Origin of the sequence: Pseudaminobacter soli (ex Zhang et al. 2022) (genome assembly GCF_014595955.1) — a bacterium.
Classification (GTDB): domain Bacteria; phylum Pseudomonadota; class Alphaproteobacteria; order Rhizobiales; family Rhizobiaceae; genus Kumtagia; species Kumtagia pseudosoli.
The window spans coordinates 257130-263749 of record NZ_JABVCF010000010.1 but is presented as its reverse complement, the minus strand read 5'-3'; the positions used below and the strand labels follow the sequence as shown (position 1 = coordinate 263749).

The following is a 6620-nucleotide window of genomic DNA, read 5'->3' as shown; positions in this document are numbered from 1 at the left end:
ATCGACTGAATGAGGGGGGTCAATTTTGGACGCCGATCCTCCCTGCTAAGGGGTCAAAATTGCACGCCGATTCACAGTCGCGATAACCGCACCGCTGCCACGACTGCTTATCTGGCGCTCGAAACCCAGTCGGCCAAATCGGCTGCCCTCATAGCTATCGCCAGAAACAATCTTACCCATCTCTCCTTCGCGGTTCTCAGCGCGATTTTGGCGGTAGCCAGACGCAATCAGAAGGCCCGCGACAAACTTGCTCACCATGTTTGGGGCATTTCCCCGGAGGTGAAGGACGCCCTAATAACGGCCGACCAGAAGGTTCTTATCTGGAAGGGCCACAGCCCCAAAGACATGTTTGTTTACAAGAGCCGGGAGCTTAGGAAGCTCGCTCGCGATAACTACTGGATCGCTGACATCGCGATACGCTTCCGCGACATTTTGAGGGCCGCTAGAACTGATCCCGACGAAGGACCGTCCCCTCAAGACCCAGAACTAGATCAGCTACTTTCCGACTTATGCGAGGAACCTGTAGCTCAAGAAACGCTAGATCGTCTGGCTTCGCCAACTCAATCTCAGCCAAAAGCAATTCGGAGATAGAGCGTTCCATCTCCGATCTCTGTATCGGGCCGGCCTGTCCTGACTTCTCTAGCGAATCGGTCATACTTTGTCACGTATATAATTAGGAAAATAATCCTAATTGGATACTTAACAAAAGTAGGTGATTCGCCGATGCAAATGGAGTGTGACGGGCCGGGATTAGCGGGCGGCGGCCTTGATGATCTTGATCGTCTTGGCCGTCACATTGACCAGTGCGTGAAGCGTTGGAATGACTGGTCGAGGCGTTCCGTCGCCTCCGATCTCGAAAACTATGTCAACGGGCACATCAAGTTCCTTTTCGAACTGGTTGAGCGTAGGCGGGCGGATGCCCCCAAGGTCGATCCTTGCCAGCACATGCCGCGGAACGCCCCACATTATATCTCTTTGATTACTGCCGAATATCACGCAGTCGATAGAGAGATCTTGGGGGAAGTCGGGGACTTGCGCCCTAAGCAATTGCTCGGAAATGCGTGTGTAATCGCCCGTTGGAATCAGGAGCCTGTGCTTGTCGAGAATATCGAGCTTATCGATGAGGTAGAGAAGTTCGTTCCCGCCAGGTTCGCCATGGGGCTTCAAATCCATGATGGCTTTGAAGAACTTTGGAGAAACCCTGTCGGCCAGTCTGTCCTCCACGGTTTTCTGAAGCCGTCCCGCCTCTTCGCAGAACGGGAACTGAACCTTTTTCCGCTCTCGTTCGGTACTCGCAAAAGGAGACACGATCTCCCAATAGACGTGATCGAGGGCGCTCCTGAGGTTGTGGATGATCTCCCCGCACATGATGGCGGCTTCGTTCACGACGGTTTTGTTCTTTTTGGCGAACGTGGCGCGCTTGCAGGTTTTTGTGTTTGTTTCAACGAAGTAGCCGAAGGGGCGACGTTCGCGAAAAAGTTCGTTAAGATCGCGGACGCCTTTCGAGGCCCGGTCAACCTTCAGCATGGCACTGTCGCACATGGGTAATCGCCCCCAGAAAGAAGAAGATCTGGATGAAACCAAGCGAATCATGGAACGCTTGGTAAAGACACCGCCCCAACCGCACGATACTGGTAAGAAGGACGCGGCACAAAGGGCAGCGCCGCGCCCCGAAAAATTACGTCAAAGCAGGAAGCAAGATAAGAACAATACGAAGGACTAGCGCTAGATCGAGATTGAGCGCGATGTCAAAGCTGCCTTCGTTAGTAGTCCGTCGATAGGTGAATTTAGCCATGGTTATGGCGTTCCTTCTACTAGGGCCGCCACTAGCCGGGATGCGGCGACATCACGTCGCTGCTTTGTTTCAAGTCCACGGTGGCACCACTCAAGGCGTGGACTGAGGGAATCGGGCTGCAACCCGATTCCCTCCACTATATCACGTAATGGAGTGTCAGTCTTTCTTGCGCTTACGCCGTCGCATCAAGGCTGCCGCCTTCTGCTTAGGCGTTATTGGCTTAGTGAGCACTTCGATAGGTTAGGCGCTTGCCTTCGATGCCCTGCATCAGTTCTTCAACGCGCATGGCATCGGTGAAGCCGAGCTTGGCGCGCCGATTGTACCTGAAATCGAATTCAGCAAGGTAGCGGTGTAGATGAGCTTCGCCGCAGTGCTGGTACACGCCGACCATGCCGCGCTTGAAAACCGAGAACACGTTCTCAATCGTGTTGGTGTGAACGACCAGTTCGCCTTCGCGGCGCGCGTATTCCTTGGCGGAATGCTTCACGGTGTCGTGCTTGGCGTACTCTTTGCCGGTCTCGACATAGAGGCGGGACTCGTCGGTGTAGAGGGTCGTGTCGCGGGTTACATTGCGGACCAGCACTTCGCGCACGGTCGTTGCCGTGGCGTTCTGCAGATGGAACATGCGGGCCTTGCCGCCGCGCTCCACGAGGCCAACCACGATGCGCTTCTGAGCGCCGCCAGCCTTGCCCGACTTGGTAGGCTTCCAGTTCTTGCGGGCGCGAGGACGGGCATAGACGCGGGGCGTCTCGCGCTTGCCGATGTAGGTTTCGTCGGCCTCCACGGTCTTGCCTTCGCCGCCGATCGGGCCGGACGACTTCACGTCCTCCTTCATGGCTTCGCGGATGCGATGCGCCATGAACCAAGCGGTCTTGTAGGTGACGCCAAGCATACGGTGAAGCTGGTGCGCGGACACGCCCTTCTTGGATGAACCCATGAGGTGCGTTGCCAGCCACCACTTAGAAAGCGGGATCTTGGAGCGCTCGAACACGGTCCCAACGGTCACGGTGAACTGACCCTTGCACTCGTTGCAGTAGTAGAGGCCCGGACGATGCGAGCGCTTCTTGCCCTCGACCTTGGCAATCTTGCTGGCGTCGGCGTTACCGCAATGAGGGCAGTTCGGACCATGAGGCCAACGGACGGCTTCGAGCGCCTCGCGGGCCGCGTCGTCATCGTGGAACATCGGGTTCTGAAGGTCGGTCATCTCGGTAACTCCTAGTGGTTGTATTTCACACCACAGGGTTACTTTTGTCAAGTATATAATTAGGAAAATAATCCTTGACGGCGTGACGGTCCTCAGGTAGGGTTTCGCTATCGTCGGAAAAGTGCGGGTGGCGGAGCGCTTCGGTGTAGGATTTGCGCCGGCCTCATACCTCAGCCTTCGACCACGCTCGCCGGGTGAGGAGGTGCGAGGCGCCCCCCTCTGTCCTGCCGGACATCTCCCCCACAAGGGGGGAGATTAGCAGTTGCAGCGCCGCGCCACGTCATCGAGAAACCACGGCGGCGGCGATGGTGGACGACGGCCATCCTCCAATTCGAACCATCGGACAATCAGGAATCTTCATCCATGCCGCAGCCAGTCACGGCGAAGCAGAGGGCGCTGCGCGCGCTTGCCGAAGGGGCGAGGGCGACGCTGGAGCTGCTGGCCGATGTCAGCGGGCGGCAGTTGAAGTCGCTTAGACAGGACGCCGAGCGGGAGAAATGGCGGCTCGGGCGGGCGTCGCGCGAGGAGATCCTCGCCCGCATCCGCGAGAACGCGACGATGCTGCTCGACCAGGTTGAGGCGCTGAACCGCGCGGCCATGGAGAACGGCGGCAGGATCGACAAGGAGCGGCTCGACGCGATCATCGTCGCCATTCGCGGGCTGGAGAAGATCGGCGACGTCATGCTGCCTGAAGAAGCGGCAGAGGATAAGCAGAACGACCGGGATGAAGACACCGCCGCCATGCTGCAGCGCATCGACGACCGCATCATCGAGCTCGCTCGCGAGCTCGCAGAGGAAATGGTCGCTGAGAGAGGTGGGTTTCGCGGGAGCCCCGCTGATCCGAAATGAATGGCTCTTCAGCGCGCTGAAGGGCCAGTATGGCGAAGCGCGCAGGCGGCCGCTGACCTGGCTGGTGAGCGGCGGGCGCGGGGCGGGCAAGACCAGGCTCGGCGCCGAATGGGTGAACGCGCTGGTGCGGGGTTTTGCCCCGTTCACGGATCGGCTGAGGTACGGGCGCATCGCACTGGTCGGCGAGACGCTTGGCGACGTGCGCGAGGTGATGATCGAGGGACCGTCCGGCATCATCAGCACGGCGCGGGGAAACCGCGCGCGCTATGAGACGAGCCGGCGGCGGGTGGTGTGGGACAATGGCGCGGTGGCGCATGTGTTCTCCTCCGAGGATCCGGAGAGCCTGCGCGGGCCGCAGTTCGAGGCGGCCTGGTGCGACGAGCTGGCGAAGTGGAGACAGGCCGAGGCGACCTTCGACATGCTGCAGTTCGGGCTGAGGCTGGGGTCGCTGCCGCGCCAGATCATCACCACCACGCCGCGGCCAACCGCGCTGATGAAAAAGCTGCTGGCCGATCCCGGCGTGACCGGGATGCGGATGGCGACGGCAGGCAACGCGAAGAATCTTGCGCCGGGTTTTATGAAGGCGATCGAGGAGCGATACGGCGGGACCAGGCTGGGGCGGCAGGAACTCGACGGCGAATTGATCGAGGACCGCGAGGACGCGCTGTGGCCGCGTGCGCTGGTCGAGGCGGCGTTCGTGGCGGAGGTGCCGGAGCTGAAGCGCATCGTGGTGGCGGTCGACCCCCCGGCGAGTTCGCGGCGCAGCTCAGATGCCTGCGGGATCGTGGCGGCGGGGCTGGACGGCGATGGCAGGGCGGTGGTGCTGGCCGATGCAACGGTGAACGCGGCGCGGCCGCAGGACTGGGCGGGTGCGGCCGTGGCGCTCTATCACCGGCTCGATGCCGACGCGATTGTGGCGGAGGTCAACCAGGGCGGCGACATGGTGAGCGCGGTGATCCGCACCGCCGATCCTTCCTTGCCGGTCAAGCCGGTGCGGGCACGACGCGGAAAATGGACGCGCGCCGAGCCGGTGGCGATGCTCTACCAGCAGGGCCGCGTGGTGCATGCCGGCCGTTTCCCGCTGCTCGAGGACGAGATGTGCGATTTTGGCCCGGACGGTCTTTCCGGCGGGCGCTCGCCCGACCGCGTCGACGCGCTGGTCTGGGCGGTGACGGAACTGATGCCGGGCGGGACGGGCGAGCCGAGGGTGAGGGCGGCGTAGGGCAGTAGGGCAGTAGGGGAGTAGGGGAGTAGGGGAGTAGGGGAGTAGGGGAGTAGGGTGGTCCTCAAAGGCATCGCCACGAACCGACTGTGTTCCTCTCTCCGCCAGCCTCTAGTGCCGACTGGCAAATGCCTTCCTGTCTACTGCCCTACCCAACACCTACTCCCTTAGTCCCCTACTTGCCCCACTCCCTTCAACAAGGAGCCTGCGAATGCGATTGAACTGGCCCTGGCGCCGCGGCGCCCGGAACGGCGGCGGCGTGGCCGAGGCGAAGAGCGGCCGGGGCGGCTCGTTCGTGGCCCTGCACATGCAGGCCGACGCCGCGTGGACACGCCGCGACTATGCGGCGCTGGCGCGGGAAGGTTTCATGCGCAACCCGATCGTGCACCGCGCGGTGCGGCTGATCGCAGAGACGGCGTCGGCCGCACCCTGGCTGCTCTACGAGGGCGACACCGAGCTGACCGAACACCCGCTGCTGGCACTGCTCGAGCGTCCGAACCCGCGCCAGGCCGGGGCGACCTTCCTCGAGGCGCTCTACGGGCACCTGCTGATCTCCGGAAACGCCTATGTCGAGCTGGCGGATGGCGGCGGCGCGCGGGAACTGCACCTGCTGCGGCCAGACCGGGTGGCGATCGCCTGCGACGGCAATGGCTGGCCGATGGCGCTGGAATACAGGAGCGGTGCGGCCAAGCGGCTGGTGCCGACCGGCCGGCCGGGCGAGGGCGCGCTGCATCTGACGCTTTTCCATCCGCTCGACGACCATTGCGGGTTCCCGCCGCTCGAGGCGGCGCTGATGGCGCTCGACACGCACAACGCCGCCGGGCGCTGGAACAAGGCGCTGCTCGACAATTCGGCACGGCCTTCCGGTGCGCTGGTCTACGCGCCGAAGGACGGCGGCAATCTCACGCCGGACCAGTTCGACCGCCTGAAGACGGAACTGGAGGAGGGCTATTCGGGCGCGAGCCGGGCCGGGCGGCCGCTGCTGCTTGAAGGCGGGCTCGACTGGAAGACGATGGGCCTGTCGCCCAAGGACATGGACTTCATCGAAGCAAAACATTCGGCGAGCCGCGACATCGCGCTCGCCTTCGGCGTGCCGCCGATGCTGCTCGGCATTCCCGGCGACAACACCTACGCCAACTACCAGGAGGCCAACCGCGCCTACTATCGCATGACCGTACTGCCCTTGGTGGCGCGCACGGCGCGCGAGCTCACCGCCTGGCTGGCGCCGGCCTTCGGCCCTGATCTCCGACTGTGGTTCGACGCCGACCAGATCGAGGGACTGGCCGCCGAGCGCGAGGCGCTGTGGGCGAGGATCGGGGCGGCGGACTTCCTCAGCGACGACGAGAAGCGGGAGGCGGTGGGGTACGGCAGTAAGGCAGTAAGGCAGTAAGGCAGTAAGGCAGTAAGGCAGTAAGGCAGTAAGGCAGTAAGGCCCTTCACAGCCGCTTTGTCCTAGTCGCGTTATGCGCCCCTAACTGGCTGTGGCGTACATTTGCGTTCCATCAACTCCCTATTCCCTTACTGCCCTACTCCCCTACTGCCCTACTCCC

Annotated in this window: 5 protein-coding genes; 3 read left to right on the top strand and 2 right to left on the bottom strand. The window is 62.3% G+C overall.

Features of this window, described 5'->3' with window-relative positions; genetic code table 11:
• Positions 1 to 750: 750 nt before the first annotated feature.
• Entirely contained in the window at positions 751 to 1527 is a 777-nt protein-coding gene (locus tag HUI96_RS19530) for a hypothetical protein (protein WP_188256344.1), read from the bottom strand.
• Positions 1528 to 2015: 488 nt separating this feature from the next.
• Positions 2016 to 2999 carry an IS1595 family transposase gene (locus tag HUI96_RS19525; RefSeq protein ID WP_188256343.1) on the bottom strand — a complete coding sequence of 328 codons (984 nt, stop codon included), beginning with the start codon at positions 2997 to 2999 and terminating at the stop codon, positions 2016 to 2018.
• Between the two features lie 363 nt (positions 3000 to 3362).
• Between HUI96_RS19525 and HUI96_RS29485 the strand changes: the two genes are divergently transcribed.
• The 3 genes from HUI96_RS29485 (at position 3363) to HUI96_RS19515 (ending at position 6460) form a co-directional block, all read left to right on the top strand.
• Positions 3363 to 3848, top strand: a complete 486-nt coding sequence (locus HUI96_RS29485; protein ID WP_237684229.1) for a hypothetical protein — start codon at positions 3363 to 3365, stop codon at positions 3846 to 3848.
• A complete protein-coding gene (locus HUI96_RS19520; RefSeq protein ID WP_425299244.1) occupies positions 3814 to 5070 on the top strand; it encodes a DNA-packaging protein in 1257 nt (418 codons plus the stop codon). The genes HUI96_RS29485 and HUI96_RS19520 overlap by 35 nt, the downstream gene beginning before the upstream one ends.
• Before the next feature lie 211 nt (positions 5071 to 5281).
• Positions 5282 to 6460 carry a phage portal protein gene (locus HUI96_RS19515; protein WP_188256341.1) on the top strand — a complete coding sequence of 393 codons (1179 nt, stop codon included), beginning with the start codon at positions 5282 to 5284 and terminating at the stop codon, positions 6458 to 6460.
• Positions 6461 to 6620: the final 160 nt, after the last annotated feature.

Bases quoted from the DNA above. Each gene is read 5' to 3' on its own strand.
- HUI96_RS29485 (WP_237684229.1), top strand. From the start codon at position 3,363: ATGCCGCAGCCAGTCACGGCGAAGCAGAGGGCGCTGCGCGCGCTTGCC.
- HUI96_RS19525 (WP_188256343.1), bottom strand. From the start codon at position 2,999: ATGACCGACCTTCAGAACCCGATGTTCCACGATGACGACGCGGCCCGC.
- HUI96_RS19530 (WP_188256344.1), bottom strand. From the start codon at position 1,527: ATGCTGAAGGTTGACCGGGCCTCGAAAGGCGTCCGCGATCTTAACGAA.
- HUI96_RS19515 (WP_188256341.1), top strand. From the start codon at position 5,282: ATGCGATTGAACTGGCCCTGGCGCCGCGGCGCCCGGAACGGCGGCGGC.